The organism is Leifsonia sp. C5G2, assembly GCF_013359685.1.
Lineage (GTDB): Bacteria > Actinomycetota > Actinomycetes > Actinomycetales > Microbacteriaceae > Leifsonia.
Window position 1 is genome coordinate 36,020 of record NZ_JABFMV010000016.1, and the last position, 17,238, is coordinate 53,257.

Here is a 17,238-nt window from a genome sequence, read left to right on the forward strand (position 1 = left end):
CGGGGTCAGTCGGTGCCGGAGTCGAAGGCGGCGCCCTCGGAGCTGAGGTCGATGTCGCGCGAGAGCGCCTCGTCGACGGGCTCGACGCCCTCCAGGATCGCGCGGGCGCGACCCTCCTCCAGCTCGCCGACGAGTTCGCCGGTCGGGCCGCCGATGAGGCCGGCCGCTGCGTACTGCTCCAGGCGGGAGCGGGAGTCTGCGATGTCGAGGTTGCGCATGGTCAGCTGGCCGATGCGGTCGGCGGGGCCGAACGCGGAGTTGCCGACGCGCTCCATCGACAGCTTCTCCGGGTGGTAGCTGAGCGCGGGACCGGTCGTGTCGAGGATCGTGTAGTCGTCGCCGCGGCGCAGGCGCAGCGTGACCTCGCCGGTGATCGCCGAGCCGACCCAGCGCTGCAGCGACTCGCGCAGCATGAGCGACTGCGGGTCGAGCCAGCGGCCCTCGTACATCAGACGGCCGAGGCGGCGGCCCTCGTTGTGGTAGTTGGCGACCGTGTCCTCGTTGTGGATGGCGTTCAGCAGCCGCTCGTAGACGATGTGCAGCAGGGCCATGCCCGGCGCCTCGTAGATGCCGCGGCTCTTCGCCTCGATGATGCGGTTCTCGATCTGGTCGGACGCGCCGAGGCCGTGCCGGCCGCCGATCGAGTTGGCCTCCAGCACCAGGGCCACCGGGTCGTCGAACTCGACGCCGTTGATCGCGACCGGCCGGCCCGCCTCGAAGCGCACCGAGACCGTCTCCGGGACGACCTCGACGTCGTCGCGCCAGGCGGCGACGCCCATGATCGGGTCGACGATGTCGAGTCCGGCGTCCAGCTCCTCCAGGCGCTTCGCCTCGTGGGTGGCGCCCCAGATGTTGGCGTCGGTCGAGTACGCCTTCTCGCTCGGGTCGCGGTACGGGAAGCCGCGGGCGACGAGCCACTCGCTCATCTCGGTGCGGCCGCCCAGCTCCTCCACGAACGCAGTGTCGAGCCACGGCTTGTAGATGCGCAGGCGCGGGTTGGCGATCAGGCCGTAACGGTAGAACCGCTCGATGTCGTTGCCCTTGTAGGTGGAGCCGTCGCCCCAGATCTCGACGCCGTCCTCCAGCATCGCGCGCACCAGCATGACGCCGGTGACGGCGCGGCCGAGCGGTGTGGTGTTGAAGTAGGTCTTGCCGGCCGAGCGGATGTGGAAGGCGCCGCACTGCAGCGCGATCAGCCCCTCCTCGACCAGCGGGCGCTTCGCGTCGACCAGGCGCGCGAGCTCGGCGCCGTACTCGGTCGCACGGCCGGGGACCGCGTCGATGTCGGGCTCGTCGTACTGGCCGATGTCTGCGGTGTACGTGCAGGGGATGGCCCCCTTCTCACGCATCCACGCGACCGCGCAGGAGGTGTCGAGACCCCCCGAGAACGCGATGCCGACTCGCTCACCGACGGGCAGACTGCTCAGAACCTTGGACACGGCATCCAGCTTAGCGGCGGAGGCTAGCCCCGGCCGTCGGGTGACTGCGCGGGGCATTCGCCCCCCGGCGTCGTGCGCATCTCGAAGTGCCACGCCTCGTTCGCGTAGACCTGGCAGAGGCCCCACTCGTTGCCGAAGCGGTTCAGGAAGTCCATGGCCCGGGCGTCGGCGATGTCGACCGCTTCGCCGCGCACGTGGGCGGAGTCGGCGCCGCGTTTGACCCACTTTCCGGCCTCCTCCTCGCTGCCGTACCGGCGGACCGCCTGGGCGAAGAGATGCTCCTGATAGCGCTCGGACCGCCAGCCGTCGGCGATCGTGATGTCGGCGCCGTCACCGTCCTGCTTCATCGCCGCCTGAGCGTGGCGCGGAGCGGCGAGGAGGTCGGGGGAAAGGCGGGAGACGGCGGGCTTGTCGCTGTCGAGCGGGAGGGACGAGCCCTCGGGGATGTAGCCGTCGTCGTCGGTCAGCGCCGCGTCGTCCGCCGCACCCCCGTGGTCGCCGGACGTAGCGGCGGGCGCGCGCTCGGGCAGGCCGGCGGATTGGGCGAGCGCGCCGGACTCCGCGGTCGAGCAGCCCGCCAGGGTCGCGGCGAGCAGCAGGGACAGCGCGGCGCCGATGAGGCGCGACCGGGATACGTGCATACCGTCCACGCTCGCATCGCCCCCGCCGCGGCCGCGTCCCCCTCGCGACGCATCCCCGTCCTCCTCGCGACCGACCCGCCCCAGCCATCAGCTCCTGAGCTTTTCGAGTTTCGGCGGGCGATTCGCTCGAAGAACTCAGGAGCTGATGGTTGGGGAGGGTGACGAATCAGGGGAGGGGCGGGGTGCGCGGGGGCGCGGTGCGGCGCGGGGCGAGGCGCTCGAAGGCTGCTGCCAGGGCGAGCAGCGCGTTGTCGTCGTAGGCGCGGCCGGCGAAGGTGAGGCCGACGGGCATCCCGGTGTCGGGCATCGTGCCCATCGGCACGGTGACGGTCGGGATGCCGAGGTGCCGCGGCACGAGGTTGCCGTTCGCGACCCACACGCCGTTGCGCCAGCCGAGGTCGGCCGAGGCGGGGTTAACGTCCATGTCGGCCGGCGCGACGTCGGCCACGGCCGGGAAGACGACGGCGTCCAGGCCGAGGGCGTCCATCCACTGCTCCAGGTCGACGCGGCGGGTCTCCTCCAGGCCGCGCAGGCCGTCCGCCAGCTCGGGGATGCCCTCCAGCGTCGTGCCCGGATGTGCCCGCACCCACGCGGGGTAGTCGGCGATGTCGTCCTCGAAGCCGTCGTAGCGGTCCGGTAGCGCCCCCGCCGGCTGCGGGAAGATCCGCGCGCCGTCGACGTCGGCGAGGGTGCGGAGGGCGGGGTCGCCGTTGGCGGCGAGGAAGTCGTCCCACGCCCACGCCGACAGGTCGACGATCTCGCGGCGGAGGAATTCCGGCCGCACCAGCCCCCGGGTGGCGATCGTCGGCGCGCCGGGCCGGTCGCCCTCGTAGTTGCTCACGGCCGGGAAATCGACCTCGACGACCGTGGCGCCCGCCGCCTCCAGGTCGCGCCGAGCGGCCTCCCAGAGCGCGATGACCGACGGGCGCGTCTCGATCCGCTGACCCGTCGGCCCGCCGATGCCGGGATGCTCGGAGGTGCCCGCCTCCGGATCCGCGTCGATGTACATCCGCGGGACGCCGACGCGCCGCCCGGCGAGGGTCGCCCCCTCCGCGAGCGCCGGATACGACGGCGGCCGCACCTCGGACGCGCGGGGCAGCGGCACCCACGGCTGAGCGCGCCAGAAGTCGCCGCGTGTCTCCTCGTCGTCGGCGACGATCACGTCCAGCACCTCGAGCAGGTCGGCCATCGTGCGGGTGTGCGGCACAACCACATCCATCGTCGGCACCAGCGGCCAGTTGCCGCGCACCGAGATGACCCCGCGCGACGGCGTGTAGGCGCAGAGCGCGTTGTTGGATGCGGGCGCACGGCCCGACGACCACGTCTCCTCCCCGAGCCCGAACGCCGCGAAGCTCGCCGCCGTCGCGGTGCCGGAGCCGTTCGACGAGCCGGAGCCGAACGCCGCCGTCAGGTAGTCCCCGTTGTACGGCGACTCCGCCCGGCCGTAGACGCCGCGCTGCATCCCGCCGTTCGCCATCGGCGGCATGTTGGTCAGCCCGAGCAGAATGGCCCCGCCTGCGCGCAGCCGCTCGATGGTGAACGCGTCGCGCTGCGCCACCAGATGCTCGAACGCGGGCGAGCCGGCCGCCGCCGTCAGCCCGCGCGCGAGGTAACTGTCTTTCGCGGTGTACGGGATGCCGTCGAGCGGCCCGAGCGTGTCGCCCCGCGCCCGCCGCTCGTCGGACGCCCGGGCCTCCGCCAGCGCGTCCGGGTTGCGCACGACCACGGCGTTGAGCCGCGGCCCTGCCGTGTCGAACGCGTCGATGCGTGCCAGGTACGCCGTGACCAGCTCCACGCTCGTCGTCTCGCCCGCCTCCAGCGCTCGCCGCAGCTCGGCGATCGGCGTCTCGACGACGTCGACGCTCATGCGCCCACCGCCGGCTGCTGCTGGGTGATGCAGTGGATGCCGCCCCCGCGCGCAAAGATCGGCCGCGAGTCCACCATCGTCACCGTCCGGCCCGGGTACACGGCCTCCAGGATCTCGGTCGCCTCGGCGTCGGCCCGCTCCTCGCCGAAGCCGCACGCCACGATCCCGTCGTTCACGACGAGGTGGTTGACGTAGCTCCAGTCGACGAAGCCCTCCTCGTCGCGCAGGGTGGCCGGAGCCGGGAGCTCGACGATGTCCCAGGGGCGGCCTGCGGCGTCCGTCGTGCCGGAGAGCAGGGCGTGCAGCTCGCGGGACACCGCGAAGTCCGGGTGCTCGGCGTCCCGCTGGGTGTGCAGCAGCAGCCGTCCGGGGGAGGGGATGGTCGCCACGATGTCGACGTGCCCGTTGGTGCCGAAGTCGTCGTAGTCGCGGGTGAGGCCGCGCGGCAGCCAGATGGCGTGCGTCGCGCCGATGGTGCGCGCGAGCTCCGCCTCCACCCGGGCCTTGTCGGCGTACCGGTTGCGGCGCGGGTCGAGCTGCACCGTCTCGGTGAGCAGCACCGTCCCCTCGCCGTCCACGTGGATGCCGCCGCCCTCGTTCACGAGCAGCGAGCTGATCAGCTCGGCGCCGGTCCGCTCGGCGACGAAGCGCGCGATCTCGGCCGATTTGCGCCACTCGGCCCACTCGGGGTCGCCCCAGCCGTTGAAGGTCCAGTCGACGGCGCCGAGCACGCCCGGTCGCTCGTCGTCGACGACGAAGGTCGGGCCGAAGTCGCGCATCCAGAACTCGTCGAGCGGGGCCTCCACCTGCTCCACGTGCGAGCCGAGCATGCGTGCCGCGCGCTCGCGCTCGCTCGGGTCGACCACCATCGTGACCGGCTCGCACTCGGCGATCGCGTGGGCGACGGCCGTCCACGAGGCGTACGCCTCTTCGGCCGACGCCGCGTCGTCGCCGAGGGTGATGCCGGCGCGGGGGAACGCCATCCACGTGCGCTCGTGCGGTGCGGTCTCTGCGGGCATGCGCCAGGTCATCGGTGTCCTCCGCGGTTCGGCGGCTTGTTGATCAATTGATCAATAACGTGCCGAACGTACCTATACTGAGCGGACCATGTCAAGAGCCGCCCGCCGTCCCCCGGCCGAGCGCCGCGCCGAACTGTCGGCCGCCGCGCGCGACCTGGCGCTCGCCGACGGCCTCGCCGCGGTCACGCTGCGCGGCGTCGCGGCGCGGGTGGGCGTGGCCTCCGCGCTCGTGTCGCACTACCACCCGGCGATGGATGAGCTGGTCGCCTCGGCCTTCACCGCCGTCGTCGGCGCCGAGCTGACGGAGGTGCGCACCCTGCTCGCCGCATGCGACGGAGCGACCGCGCGGCTGGCCGCGCTGCTGGGCACCCTGCTCGACGGCAGCCGTGACGACGTGACGCTGGTCTGGGTGGAGGCGTGGGCCCTCGGTCGCCGCAACGAGGCGCTCGCCGCGGCCGTGCGGGAGCAGATGGACGCCTGGCAGGAACTCATCCTCGGCATCCTCGACGAGGGCGTCGCCGTCGGCGAGTTCACGGTGGCGGACCCGGCGCAGACGGCCTGGCAGCTGCTCGGCATGATCGACGGCCTCAATGCGCAGGCCCTCGTCCGCTGGGGCGCGGGCGGCGACCGCGCGCCGGCACTCGCCCGCGCGGTCGAGGGGATGCTCGGCGTCCCTCCCGGCGCCCTCGCATGAGTGTACGGCGAATTGCCGTACACTGTGAGGTATGACCGTCAAGGACAAGAGGCTCGAACTCCGGGTCACCGGTGAGCAGAAGGACCTCATCGAGCAGGCCGCCGCTCTCGAGGGCCGGTCGGTGACGGACTTCTCCACCCACGCGCTGACCGAGCACGCGCACGAGGTGATCCGGCGCGAGCACCAGCTGACCCTGGACGCCGAGCTCTTCGACGCGTTCCGCGCCGAGCTCGACCGGCCGGCAGAGGTGCTGCCCGGACTGGCCGACCTGTTCCGCCGGCCCACCGTCTTCCGTGACTGACCTCTGCGCTCCCCGGCCGCTGAAGGCCGGTGACATCGTGTCCGAGTTCGACTGCGGCTCGGAGGAGCTCGACCGGTGGCTCCGGGCCTGGGCCAGACACAACGACGCGAACGGGGCATCGCGCACCTACGTCTCGGTCGACTCGGAGGACGACCGGGTGGCGGGCTTCTATTGTCTCGCCGCCGGCTCCCTCACCCGCAGGGAGGCGCCGGGCCGGCTCTCGCGCAACATGCCCGACCCGATCCCCGTCATCCTCCTCGGCCGGCTCGCCGTAGACCGCCGGTACGCCGGGAAGGGACTGGGAGCGTCGCTCCTTCAGCACGCCGTCCTCCAGTCGGCGCGGGTGGCTCAGGCGATCGGGATGCGCGCGATCGTCGTGCACGCGAAGGACGACGGCGCAGCCCGCTTCTACGAGCGATACGGTTTCGTCCGCTTCCCCGGGAACGATCGCGTGCTGTACCTGCGGGTCGCGGACGTCGAGGCGACCGCGGCGTCGCTCAGCTGATCCAGGCGAGCAGCTCGGCGCGGAACTCGTCCGGCTTCTCGATGTGCGGGGAGTGGCCGCAGTCGTCGAAGACGACCTCGCGGGTCGTGCCGCCGGCCGCGGCGTACCGGTCGAGCACGGCGCGGGTCTGCGCGAGCATCGGCTGCGGCGGCGCGACCTCGTCGCCCGGCCAGCCCGGGATGACTCCGGCAGCGCCCAGCTGGTTGAGGTCGAAGAAGGAGGCGTCGCCGACGATCGCATCCACCGCGCCGTGGATCCACAGGATGGGCGGCTTCGCGGGCGAGTCGACGATGCCCGTCGTGTCGAAGTGGGTCGGGGCGAGGGTGTTGAGCACGCCGCGGGTTCCCGGCGCGAAGCCCGGCCAGTGCTCGGACGGCCCTGCGTCGCCGGGGTAGTTGTCGGGCCCGGTCGCAGTGGAGAGCATCGACTCCACCCAGAGGTCCTCGTACTCGGAGTCGAAGCCGGGGGCGACGTACGAGGAGCGGTAGACCGCCCGCGGGGAGGTCGGCGACTCCTCGCCGGTGTCGCCGGCGGCGAGGCGGGCGACGAAGTCGGGGTTGGCGCCGCCTCCGCCCGTGCCGGACGCGTCGGGATTCAGCAGCGAGCCGTCCGCCGCCGTGCCGCCGAAGCCGTACGGCGAGACGGTGGAGACGAGGGTCAGCGACGCGACCAGGTCGGGCCGGTCGAGCAGCAGCTGCATGACCACGCCGCCGCCGAGGCTCCAGCCGACGATGTGCACGGCGCCGAGGCCGAGCTCGTCGGCGACCGCGGCGACGTCGTCGGAGAAGTCGCGGACACCGCGGGTGGCATCCACCGGGAGGGTCTCGCTGTCGCCGAAGCCGCGCAGGTCGACCGCGACCGCGCGCACGTCGGCCGGAAGCGAGAGCATCAGCGGCTGCCAGAACAGCGCCGACGACACGTTGCCGTGCACGAGCAGCACGGTCCGGGTCGGCTCGCCGTCGGCCGGCCGTTCGAGGACGTTGGCGGTGTAGCGGGGAGTGCGCACCGTGCGGGCGTCGATGCCGGGCAGCAGCGTACCGGTCATGCTGGGGTCTCCTTCGGGTCGGATGCGGGGGTTCGGGATGCGGGGCCTTCGAGCGCGGGCAGGATCTGCTCCACCCCGCGCTCGGTCATCAGGATCGTGTAGTGGTTCACGTCGTTCGTCTCATGGAAGCGCGCGAGGGGCAGCCGCCTCCGCCACTCGGCGACGACCTCCGGCGCGTACAGCGGCGGCCCGTCGAGCAGGCCCCGCGGCGCCCGGAAGAACTCGATCGGCAGCCGCAGCCCTTCGAGCGCCTCGGTGTAGCCGTCGTCGCCGTACAGCTCCAGCGAGTTGACCGCAACGGCGCCCTCGCTCGCGCTCGACCGCAGGCGCGGCGCCTCGCCGACGAGGTCGTAGGCGACGTAGGCCGCGAACGCGTCGTTCCACCACGGGCCGATCGCGGGATGCTGCCGCCAGAACTCCTCGTACTCCGCAGGCGACGCGAACGTCCGCCGCAACCGGGCGAGCGCCGGACCGAGCACGGCCTCGGCGACCTGCTCGTGCGGGATGCCGGCCGGCCGGACGAGGGGGAGCCCGCCGTCGATCAGCACGAGCCGGTCGGTGCGGCCGGGGTGGCGTTCCGCGAGACGCACCGCCACGAACGCGCCCATCGAGTGCCCGGCGACGGTCGCGCGTTCGACGCTCAGCGCATCCAGCAGCCGGGCCAGGTCGTCGGCGTGGTCGTTCAGCGTGAACGGGCCGGGCAGGTCGCCGCTGCGGCCGCGGCCGCGCAGGTCCGGTGCGATCACACGCGTGTCCGGCAGGGCGTCGGCGACCAGCTGCCAGGCGAGGTGATTGGCGGTGATGCCGTGGATGGCGAGCAGCGGCATCCCGCCGGCGTCCGGATGCCACACCCCGCCGGCCAGCGTGCCGCCCGCGACCGGCGCCGCGACCGGCGCAGGTGCCGTCACCGGGCGCTCCAGCCGCCGTCCATGGTGTAACTCGCGCCGGTGACCATCCCGGAGTCGCCGCCCGCCAGCCACAGCGCGAGGCTCGCGACCTCGGCGGGCTCCACCAGGCGCTTGATCGCGGCCTCGGTGAGCATCACCTTCTCGACCACCTCGTCCTCGGGGATGCCGTGCAGCCGCGCCTGGTCGGCGATCTGCTTCTGCACCAGCGGCGTGCGCACGTAGCCGGGGTTGATGCAGTTGGAGGTGACGCCGTGCGGGCCGCCCTCCAGCGCGGTCGTCTTCGACAGTCCCTCCAGCGCGTGCTTCGCGGTCACGTATGCGGACTTGAACTCGGAGGCCCGCAGCCCGTGGACGCTGGAGATGTTGACGATCCGCCCGAACCCGCGGTCGTACATGCCGGGAAGTGCGGCGCGGATGAGGAGGAACGGCGCCTCCACCATGATCCGCAGCATCAGCGCGAACGTCTCCGGCTCGAACTCGGGGATCGGCCGCACGTGCTGGATGCCCGCGTTGTTGACCAGGATGTCGGTCTCGACCGATGCCTCGGCCAGCTCGCGCGTCTTCGAGAGGTCGACCTCCCACGCCTCGCCGCCGATGCGCTCGGCCACCGCGCGGGCGGCGTCACCGTCGAGGTCGGCGATCGTGACGCGGGCTCCCGCGGCGGCGAACGCCTCGGCGCAGGCCAGCCCGATGCCGCTCGCGCCGCCGGTGACCAGCGCGCGCCTCCCGGTGAGATCGGTCATCCTCGACGCTCCTTCCGGCTGGGCCCGCGCCGACGCGGGCCCCCACGCCGCGACTCTAGCCCCGCGCCCGGCCCGCATGCCACCCTCCGAGATTCCTGCCGAATCCTCGTTATGGCGCGGCGAATACGCACATTCGGCACGAATCGGGAGGTCAGTAGGTGAGGCCGATGCGCTCCCGGATGGTGTCGAGCGTTCCCATGATGGCGACCGACTGCGACAGCGGCAGACGGGAGTCCTCCCCGCCGCCCGCCGCGATGAGCCGCTCGACCGCGCGCGCCTGGTACTGCATCCCGCGCCCGTCGATTCGCGACTCGTACGTCTCGATGACGTGGCCGTCCGGCGCGACGACGCGGAAGCTCGTCGGGGCGTAGAAGGTGGCGTCGAGCTCCACGCGGGCGTCGGTGCCGACGATCGTCGCGCTGTTGTCTCCGGCGGCGTCGAGCTCCGTGGTCAGTGCGGCCTGGGCTCCCGACGGGTAGCCCAGGAGGATCGACGTCTGCCGATCGACACCGGTGTCGGTCGGTGCCGAGAGGGCGAGCACCTTGTCCGGCGCCCCGAGCACGTCCCAGGCGAAGGAGACGGGATAGATCCCCAGGTCGAGCAGGGCGCCGCCGCCGAGCGCCGGGTTCAGCATGCGGGCCGCGGGGTCGGGGTTCGTGCGCTGGTTGTGGTGGGCGACGACCGAGCGCACCTCGCCGAGCGTCCCGTCGCTGAGCACCTCCTGCAGCCGCTCCATGTGCGGCAGCCATCGCGTCCACATCGCCTCCAGGGCGACGAGACCGGCGGCGTTCGCGGCGTCGGCGATCTGCTGCGCCTCCCGCTCGTTCATCGTGAACGGCTTCTCGACCAGCACGTGCTTGCCCGCCGCCAGGGCCAGCAGCGCGTTCGGCGCGTGCTGCGGGTGCGGCGTCGCGATGTAGACGACGTCGACATCGGGGTCGGCGACCAGCTCCTCGTAGCTGCCGTGCGAGCGCGGGATGGCGTGGGCGGCCGCGAACCGCGCCGCCGACTCCGGGGTGCGCGAGCCGACCGCGGCGACGGTGTGGCCGTCGAGCTGCAGGTCGCGGGTCATGGCGGCGGCGATGCCGCCCGTGCCGAGGATGCCCCAAGCGGGCGAGGAGGTCGTCATGCGGTCATCGTACCGACGGGCCGGAGTCAGCCGACCGGGAGGCCGACGGCCTCCTCGGCGTGGTGGCACGACACGTCGCGCAACGGGATGCCCGGCGCGTCGAAGGGACGCAGCGGCGGGACGACCGCACGGCACTCGTCGGTGGCCATCCAGCAGCGCGGGTTGAACCGGCAGCCCGACGGCGGGTCGACCGGCGACGGCGGCTCCCCGGCGAGGATGCGCCGCTGCGCGAGCCGTCCGCGGCCCTCGCGCGTCGCGGTGGGCGTCGCCGAGAGCAGCGCCTGCGTGTACGGGTGCGACGGGGTGTCGTACAGCACGTCGGTGTCGCCGAGCTCCGCGATCCTGCCCAGGTACATGACGGCGACCCGGTCGGCGACGTGGCGCACCACCGACAGATCGTGGGCGATGAACACGATCGAGACCCCGAGCCGGCGGCGGATGTCGCCGAGCAGGTTGATCACCTGCGCCTGCACCGACACGTCCAGCGCCGACACCGGTTCGTCGCAGACGAGCACATCCGGGTCGAGAGCGAGCGCCCGGGCGATCCCGATGCGCTGACGCTGACCGCCGGAGAACTGGTGCGGGAACCGGGTCAGCATGTCCTCGCCGAGGCCGACCAGCTCCAGCAGCTCGACCGCGCGGGCGCGCCGGTCGGCACGGTTCATCGCCCGGGCCGCCGCGATCGGCTCTGTGACGATGTCGAGCACCGTCATGCGCGGGTCGAGGGAGGCGTACGGGTCCTGGAAGATCATCTGCACGCCCTCCCGCAGCCGCTTGCGGTCGCGCGCGCGGCCGCGGCTCACGTCGGTGCCGCGGTAGGAGAGGGTGCCGTCGTCCGGGCGCTCCAGGCCGACGAGCATCCGGGCGAGGGTCGACTTGCCGCAGCCGGACTCGCCGACGATGCCGAGGATCTCGCCGGCGTGCAGGTCGAGCGAGATGCCGTCGACGGCCGAGACCTTCGCCGAGCGCAGGGCCGAACCGGTCGAGAACCGGCGCGCGAGGCCGCGTGCGCTGAGCACGACGTCGGCCGCGGGCGCCTCGGCGGACAGGGTTTCAGGGGACGAGTTCACCGATGAGCTCCTCGGATCGGATGCAGGCGGCCCGCCGACCGGGGGCCACCTCCTCGAGCGGGGGACGGACGCTGCGGCAGGCCTCGACGGCCAGGTGGCAGCGGGGGTGGAACGAGCAGCCGGAGGGCACGCGGGCCGGACTCGGCGGCGACCCCGGGATGGTGAGCAGGTCGGACCCGCGCTGCGCCGCCTGCGGCACCGACCGCAGCAGCGCCTGCGTGTACGGGTGCGCCGGCCGGGCGAAGACGGTGTCCGCGTCGCCGGACTCGACGATCCGCCCGGCGTACATGACCGCGACCCGGTCGGCCACCTCCATCACGACGCCGAGGTCGTGCGTGATCAGCAGCACGCCCATCCCGAGCCGGTCGCGCAGCGAGCCGAGCAGGTCGAGGATCTGCGCCTGCACGGTCACGTCGAGCGCGGTCGTCGGCTCGTCGGCGATCAGCAGCTCGGGCTCCAGCGCGATGGCCATGGCGATCAGGATGCGCTGCCGCATCCCGCCGGAGAACTGGTGCGGGTAGTCGTCGACGCGGCGCTCCGGGGCCGGGATGCCGACCAGTGCGAGCAGCTCGGTGGCCCGGGCCTTCGCCTCCTTGCGGGAGGCGCCGCGGTGCACCCGGAACAGCTCGCCGATCTGGTCGCCGATCGACATGACCGGGTTGAGGGCCGAGAGCGCGTCCTGCAGCACGAGGGCGATGCGCTCGCCGCGGAGCCGGCGCCGCGGCTCCTCGCCGAGGGTCAGCAGGTCGACCTCGCCGAGCCGGAGCACGTCGGCGGTGACGCGGGTGTCCTCCTCGCCGAGGCCCATGATCGCCCGGGCGGTCACCGACTTGCCCGAGCCCGACTCCCCGAGCAGGGCGACGAACTCGCCGCGGCCCACCCGGAGGTCGACCTCCCGGACGGCGGGGATGTCGCGGCCCGCGCCCGTGAAGGAGACCGAGAGGTTGCGTACCTGCAGCACGTCCGTGCTGTGCGCATTCACTGTGTCCACGTCGACATCCTCGCATGTGAGTCGTTTCCGGAATGTTTCAATCAGGAAACATCCGTGCCGAATTTCTGAATCAATGTTGACACAGCTGCCGGATATCCGCGAGATTGGCTCCTGTTGCGCCTGAATGCGCAGCACCCCCACCCCTCACCAGGACGAAGGAGACAGCGTGCTCGACCCAGCACCGCGCTACACCGGCTACACGGCCTACGACTACCTGGAACCCGGCAAGGACTACCGCGAGTTCCGCTACGCGAAGCAGATCAACCGGGTGCCCGAGTACGCCGGCCTCGACCTCAGCGACGCCCAGAAGGAGCGGACGACGACGCTGCTCTCCGAGTCGACGGTCATCTCGCTGCACGACCACGTGCAGGTCTTCCCGGAGGACATGACCCAGCTCCGCGACCACATCCGCCAGGGCCGCGAACCAACCGGCTACCAGGGGCTGTCCCGCTCCGGCATCACCGCCGTGTTCGACAACGGCATGGACGGCACCTGCTGCATCTCCAGCGACGCCGGCTGGAAGTACCAGGACGTGCTCTTCGACCTGGGCGTCCGGATGGCCGACCTCGCCCACCAGGACTTCGTGATCAAGGGCGAGACGATCAAGGACATCGAGTACGCCGCCGAGACCGGCCGCATCGCGCACATCTTCGCGCTCGAGGCCGCGACGCCGATCGAGAACGAGGTCGACCGGCTCGACGTGCTCTACGGGTTCGGAGTCCGCCAGATGGGCATCGCGTACTCCGAGGCCAACTACCTGGGCTCGGGGCTCAAGGAGCGCGGCGACGGCGGGCTCACTTACTTCGGCGAGCGCGCCATCGAGCGGATGAACAAGCTCGGCATCGCCATCGACGTCTCCCATTCGGGCGACCGGACCGCGGTCGACGCGATCAAGGCCTCCACCATGCCGGTGTTCATCACGCACGCCGGCGCCCGCGGCCTCTGGCCGACGAACCGCATGAAGACCGACGAGACGATCATCGAGTGCGCGAAGCGCGGCGGCGTCATCGGCATCGAGGCGGCCCCCCACACCACGCTCTCGCCGCAGCACCCTCGGCACTCGCTGGAGTCGGTCATGGACCACTTCCAGTACTGCGTCGACCTGGTCGGGCTGGAGCACGTCAGCTTCGGACCGGACACGCTGTTCGGCGACCACGTCGGACTGCACGACGCGTTCTCGTCCAACCTGTCCCTCGGGCAGGCGCACGGGAAGGTCGACTACGAGAAGGTCGAGTACGTCGACGGTCTCGAGAACCCGGCCGAGGAGTTCTACAACATCATCGGCTGGCTGGTGAAGCACGACTACTCCGACGACGAGATCCGCGCCGTCGTGGGTGGCAACACTCTTCGGGTCCTGAAGGAGGTGTGGGTCTGATGCGCCCACGGAAGATCGCGGTCGCGGCGGCCACCCTGGCGGTCGCGGCCCTGGCACTGAGCGCCTGCGCTCCGAGCGCACCGCCCGCGGCGAGCACCGCGACGGCCGGCTCGGCCACGCTCACCATCGCCACGACGACCGACGTCGTCAACTACAACCCGCTGATCGGCAACAGCCGCAGCGACTACTGGATCACCAACCTGATGTACCCGCACCTGCTGGAGATCGCGAACGACGGCTCGAAGGAGCCGCAGCTCGCCACCAAGTGGGGCTACGTCAACGACACCACCGGGTTCTACGAGATCCGCGACGACATGAAGTGGAGCGACGGAGAGCCGCTCACCGCCGAGGACGTCGCGTGGACGATGAACGCGGTCAAGAAGGACAAGCCCTCCGGCACCTTCTACGGCCAGCTCGGCAACCTGGACACGGCGAAGGCCGTCTCCAAGACCCGGGTGGAGTTCACGCTCACCAAGCCCGACTCCTCGATCGTCGAGGAGATCGGCTTCTGGGGCAACATCGTCCCGAAGCACATCTTCGAGAAGGCCGCCTCGGTCGCCACCTTCCCGAACGACGGCAAGGACGGCGGCTGGGTGAGCGCCGGTCCGTACAAGCTGACGAAGGTGCAGGTCGGCCAGAGCTACACGATGGACCGGGTGGACGACTACCCGCTGGTGAAGGGCGGCACCCCGCTCTCGGCCAAGGTCGTGTACCGCGTCTTCCCGGACATCAACACCGAGATCCTCGCCCTGCAGAGCGGCGAGGTGGACGCGATCGCCAACGCCCTCCCGCCCGCGCAGGTCGCCAAGCTGAAGAGCACGAGCGGCATCACGGTCACCGAGTCGGTCGGTCTCGGCTACGCCCACATGACCTACAACATGAACAACCCGGACCTGGCGAAGCTGGAGGTGCGGCAGGCGCTCTCGCAGGCCGTCGACTACGACGCCATCCGCAAGGTCGTGCTGCAGGGGCAGGCGGTCTCCACCGGCTCCAGCCCGCTCATGCCGGTGCTGAAGGACTACTACGACAAGTCGATCAAGGAGTACTCCTTCGACACCGACAAGGCGCGGTCGCTGATGGAGAAGGCGGGCTACACCGCAGGCTCCGACGGCATGTTCCCGGTGAAGTTCCGGCTGATCTACTCGCTGCAGGACAGCGTCACCTCGCAGTGGGCGACGCTGGTGAAGGACAGCGCGGCGAAGGCCGGCATCCCGATCGAGCTGCAGGGCACAGAGCGGAACACCTACCTGGCCATGACCAACAAGGGCGACTTCGACATCTACGCCGGCAACTTCGCGATCATGGACGACCCGGTGACGAACATGACGCTGGCCTACCTGCCGAAGGGCGCCATCAACTACTCCTACGTCGACGACCCGAAGCTGAACGACCTGATCGCTCAGGGCACGGCGACGACCGACAAGAAGGAGAAGGTGAAGCTGATGCAGGAGGCCGCGAAGATCGTGCGGGACAACGTGTACGACAACATCATGTACACGCAGAACCTGTACTTCGCGTCCAGCTCCAAGTGGACCGGGTTCGTCTCGAAGCCCAGTGAGCTCCTGTCCATCGTCAACCCGGTCTCGGTCGCCAGCGCGCACCCGACCGGCAAGTAGCGAAAGCGAGGCCGCCCCCGTGTCCCGGTTCCTGTTCCTCCTCCCGAGGCTGGGGAGGGGAGTGCTCACGATCTGGTTCGCCGTGACCGTGACGTTCCTGCTCCTGCGTCTGCTCCCCGGAGACCCCGCGCTGGCCGTCGCCAGCCCGAACATGACCGAGGACACGAGGGCGGCCCTGCTCAAGCAGTACGGGCTCGATCAGCCGCTGATCGTGCAGTACGGCATCTATCTGTGGCAGTTGGTCCAGGGAAACCTGGGGGTCTCGTTCACGCAGTCGATTCCTGTGCTCGACGTGCTGATGCAGAGACTCCCGTGGACCCTGCTGCTCACGGGCACCGCCCTGGTGCTCACGGTGGCCGTCGGCATCCCGCTCGGGGTGCTGGCGGCCTCCCACCGGGGGCGTTTCCTCGACAAGGTCGTGCAGATCGTCGGGGTGACCGGCCAGTCCATCTTCGTGCCGAGCATCGGCGTGCTGCTGCTCTTCGTCTTCGGGCTCATGCTGCACTGGCTGCCGATCGGCGGCGCGTACGACCAGGACGCCTACGGGCTCGCCTGGTACGGCTCGGTCGCCAGCCACCTCATCCTGCCCGCCGTCTCGCTCATGCTCGTGCAGCTCGGCTCGTACGTGCTGACGATGCGCTCGACCCTCATCGACGCGCTGGGGGAGGACTACACGACCCTCGCCCGCGCCAACGGCCTGCCCTACCGCCGGGTGCTGTGGAAGCACGCCCTCCGCAACGCGCTGCTGCCCACAACGACCCTGATCGGCCTGCAGCTCGGCTTCCTCGTCGGCGGCGCGGTGCTCACCGAGACCGTGTTCGCCTACCCGGGCATCGGCCGCGGCATCTACGAGGCCGTCACCCAGCTCGACTTCCCCGTCCTGCAGGGCGCGTTCCTCATGCTCGCCATCACCGTCGTGGTCGCGAACATGCTCACCGACACCGTCTACGGTTTCCTCGACCCGAGAGTGAAGAAGGCATGACCCAGGCAGCAGTCGTCACCGAAGCCGCCGTCGGCGTCGAGCCGGTCGCGCTCTCGAACGGGCGCGCCGCCGCCCAGACCTGGCGCGCGTTCCGGCGCGAGCCGCTCGGGATGCTCGCGCTCGCCGTGCTCATCCTGCTCACCGTCGTCGCGATCGCGGCCCCGCTCATCGCGCCGTACCCGCCGAGCTACGGCGACCCGGTGCTGGCGCCACCGAGCGGTGCGCACTGGTTCGGCACCGACAGTCTCGGCCGGGATGTGTTCGGCGAGGTGGTCTGGGGGTCGCAGCAGAGCATCCTGGTCGCCGTCGCGGCCTCCGCGATCGCCATCGTCGTCGGCACGGTCGTCGCGGTCGCCGGCGCCTACTTCCGCCGGCTCGACGGCTTCATCAGCGTGGTCGTCGACCTGACGCTCTCGCTGCCGGTGCTGCCGCTGATGATCCTCATCGCGGCGCTGGTCGGTCCGAGCACGACCACGATCATCCTGGTCGTGGCCGCCTTCTCGTGGCCGGAGGTGACCCGGCTGGTGCGCTCGCAGGCGCTCACCGTGGTGCAGCTGCCGTACGTCGACGCCGCCCGGCTGATGACGTCATCGCCGATGTGGATCATCGTGCGCCACGTGGTGCCGGCCGTCACGCCGGTCATCGTGGTCTCGGTCGTGGTGACCGCGTCCCGGGCCGTGCTCTCCGCCGCCGGCCTCGCGTTCCTCGGCCTCGGCGACCCGAACGTGTGGTCGTGGGGCCGCATCCTCTACGAGGCGCAGCAGTCGGGCGCCATGTCGAGCGCCTGGTGGCTGACCCTCTTCCCGTCCATCGCGATCCTGCTGCTGGTGCTCTCCGCCACCCTGCTCTCGATCGCCTACAACGACGCGCGCAACCCGAAGTCGCGCCGCCGCTGAGCCGACACCGCCGTTGA

17 protein-coding genes are annotated in these 17,238 nt (G+C 71.3%); 7 read left to right on the top strand and 10 right to left on the bottom strand.

Annotation, left to right across the window (positions count from 1 at the left end):
* Positions 1 to 5 precede the first annotated feature (5 nt).
* From argG to HNO83_RS17490, 4 genes are all read right to left on the bottom strand, one after another.
* Positions 6 to 1,439: an argininosuccinate synthase gene (argG, locus tag HNO83_RS17475; RefSeq protein ID WP_175338814.1), complete on the bottom strand. Its 1,434-nt coding sequence runs from the start codon at positions 1,437 to 1,439 to the stop codon at positions 6 to 8.
* Positions 1,440 to 1,462: 23 nt separating this feature from the next.
* Positions 1,463 to 2,080, bottom strand: coding sequence for a M15 family metallopeptidase (locus tag HNO83_RS17480; protein WP_175338815.1), 618 nt, complete (start codon positions 2,078 to 2,080; stop codon positions 1,463 to 1,465).
* A gap of 166 nt (positions 2,081 to 2,246) precedes the next feature.
* Entirely contained in the window at positions 2,247 to 3,947 is a 1,701-nt protein-coding gene (locus tag HNO83_RS17485) for an amidase (protein WP_175338816.1), read from the bottom strand.
* Positions 3,944 to 4,978: an agmatine deiminase family protein gene (locus HNO83_RS17490; RefSeq protein WP_175338817.1), complete on the bottom strand. Its 1,035-nt coding sequence runs from the start codon at positions 4,976 to 4,978 to the stop codon at positions 3,944 to 3,946. The genes HNO83_RS17485 and HNO83_RS17490 overlap by 4 nt, the downstream gene beginning before the upstream one ends.
* 76 nt (positions 4,979 to 5,054) lie before the next feature.
* Here HNO83_RS17490 and HNO83_RS17495 point away from each other — a divergent pair, with 76 nt between their 5' ends.
* From HNO83_RS17495 to HNO83_RS17505, 3 genes are read left to right on the top strand one after another with little or no spacing between them, the layout of a single operon-like run.
* Positions 5,055 to 5,660, top strand: coding sequence for a TetR/AcrR family transcriptional regulator (locus tag HNO83_RS17495; RefSeq protein ID WP_175338818.1), 606 nt, complete (start codon positions 5,055 to 5,057; stop codon positions 5,658 to 5,660).
* 31 nt (positions 5,661 to 5,691) lie between these two features.
* Positions 5,692 to 5,961: a type II toxin-antitoxin system TacA family antitoxin gene (locus HNO83_RS17500; RefSeq protein ID WP_175338819.1), complete on the top strand. Its 270-nt coding sequence runs from the start codon at positions 5,692 to 5,694 to the stop codon at positions 5,959 to 5,961.
* Positions 5,954 to 6,466, top strand: a complete 513-nt coding sequence (locus HNO83_RS17505) for a GNAT family N-acetyltransferase (RefSeq protein WP_175338820.1) — start codon at positions 5,954 to 5,956, stop codon at positions 6,464 to 6,466. The genes HNO83_RS17500 and HNO83_RS17505 overlap by 8 nt, the downstream gene beginning before the upstream one ends.
* Here HNO83_RS17505 and HNO83_RS17510 read toward each other — a convergent pair.
* The 6 genes from HNO83_RS17510 to HNO83_RS17535 all read right to left on the bottom strand — a co-directional run bounded on the left by HNO83_RS17510 (position 6,459) and on the right by HNO83_RS17535 (position 12,352).
* Positions 6,459 to 7,511, bottom strand: coding sequence for an alpha/beta hydrolase (locus HNO83_RS17510; RefSeq protein WP_175338821.1), 1,053 nt, complete (start codon positions 7,509 to 7,511; stop codon positions 6,459 to 6,461). The two genes, HNO83_RS17505 and HNO83_RS17510, sit on opposite strands and share 8 nt — an antisense overlap.
* The gene (locus HNO83_RS17515) at positions 7,508 to 8,419 is read right to left on the bottom strand and encodes an alpha/beta hydrolase (RefSeq protein ID WP_349627280.1); all 912 of its coding nucleotides are present in this window, start codon (positions 8,417 to 8,419) and stop codon (positions 7,508 to 7,510) included. Before HNO83_RS17515 ends, HNO83_RS17510 begins: the two co-directional genes overlap by 4 nt.
* Positions 8,416 to 9,162 (bottom strand): 3-hydroxybutyrate dehydrogenase, encoded by a 747-nt coding sequence (locus HNO83_RS17520; protein ID WP_175338822.1) that lies wholly within the window; start codon positions 9,160 to 9,162, stop codon positions 8,416 to 8,418. The genes HNO83_RS17515 and HNO83_RS17520 overlap by 4 nt, the downstream gene beginning before the upstream one ends.
* A gap of 151 nt (positions 9,163 to 9,313) precedes the next feature.
* Positions 9,314 to 10,291 carry a Gfo/Idh/MocA family protein gene (locus tag HNO83_RS17525; RefSeq protein ID WP_175338823.1) on the bottom strand — a complete coding sequence of 326 codons (978 nt, stop codon included), beginning with the start codon at positions 10,289 to 10,291 and terminating at the stop codon, positions 9,314 to 9,316.
* 26 nt (positions 10,292 to 10,317) lie between these two features.
* Positions 10,318 to 11,361, bottom strand: coding sequence for an ABC transporter ATP-binding protein (locus HNO83_RS17530; protein WP_349627281.1), 1,044 nt, complete (start codon positions 11,359 to 11,361; stop codon positions 10,318 to 10,320).
* Positions 11,345 to 12,352 (bottom strand): ABC transporter ATP-binding protein, encoded by a 1,008-nt coding sequence (locus HNO83_RS17535; RefSeq protein ID WP_175338824.1) that lies wholly within the window; start codon positions 12,350 to 12,352, stop codon positions 11,345 to 11,347. The genes HNO83_RS17530 and HNO83_RS17535 overlap by 17 nt, the downstream gene beginning before the upstream one ends.
* A gap of 166 nt (positions 12,353 to 12,518) precedes the next feature.
* On the opposite strand from HNO83_RS17535, the gene HNO83_RS17540 reads away from it, so the two are divergent.
* From HNO83_RS17540 to HNO83_RS17555, 4 genes are read left to right on the top strand one after another with little or no spacing between them, the layout of a single operon-like run.
* Positions 12,519 to 13,727 (top strand): dipeptidase, encoded by a 1,209-nt coding sequence (locus HNO83_RS17540; RefSeq protein ID WP_175338825.1) that lies wholly within the window; start codon positions 12,519 to 12,521, stop codon positions 13,725 to 13,727.
* Entirely contained in the window at positions 13,727 to 15,343 is a 1,617-nt protein-coding gene (locus HNO83_RS17545) for an ABC transporter substrate-binding protein (RefSeq protein WP_175338826.1), read from the top strand. The genes HNO83_RS17540 and HNO83_RS17545 overlap by 1 nt, the downstream gene beginning before the upstream one ends.
* A 19-nt stretch (positions 15,344 to 15,362) precedes the next feature.
* A complete protein-coding gene (locus tag HNO83_RS17550) occupies positions 15,363 to 16,325 on the top strand; it encodes an ABC transporter permease (protein WP_175338827.1) in 963 nt (320 codons plus the stop codon).
* The gene (locus HNO83_RS17555; RefSeq protein WP_175338828.1) at positions 16,322 to 17,221 is read left to right on the top strand and encodes an ABC transporter permease; all 900 of its coding nucleotides are present in this window, start codon (positions 16,322 to 16,324) and stop codon (positions 17,219 to 17,221) included. The genes HNO83_RS17550 and HNO83_RS17555 overlap by 4 nt, the downstream gene beginning before the upstream one ends.
* Positions 17,222 to 17,238 lie beyond the last annotated feature (17 nt).